The organism is Acidiluteibacter ferrifornacis, from assembly GCF_009909615.1.
Classification (GTDB): Bacteria; Bacteroidota; Bacteroidia; order Flavobacteriales_E; family Vicingaceae; genus Acidiluteibacter; species Acidiluteibacter ferrifornacis.
The window spans coordinates 1-221 of the sequence record NZ_WWNE01000005.1 but is presented as its reverse complement, the minus strand read 5'-3'; the positions used below and the strand labels follow the sequence as shown (position 1 = coordinate 221).

Here is a 221-nt window from a genome sequence, read left to right as displayed (position 1 = left end):
ACATATACTGCTACAGGATTGTATAACGATACCATCCAAAATGCTGCAGGTTGTGATTCTGTAATTACTTTGAATTTGACCATCAATAACTCGACAAGCTCCACAACCAATGTTACAGCTTGCGATACCTACACTTGGGCGCAAAACAGCATGACATATACCACTACAAGGTTGTATAACGATACCATCCAAAATGCTGCAGGTTGTGATTCTGTAATTAC

The 221-nt window shown here is 39.4% G+C and carries 1 protein-coding gene; it reads left to right on the top strand.

Annotated features, from left to right (window positions below):
• A partial coding sequence (locus GQN54_RS04330) for a hypothetical protein (protein WP_160632293.1) occupies positions 1-221 on the top strand: 221 nt, incomplete at both ends.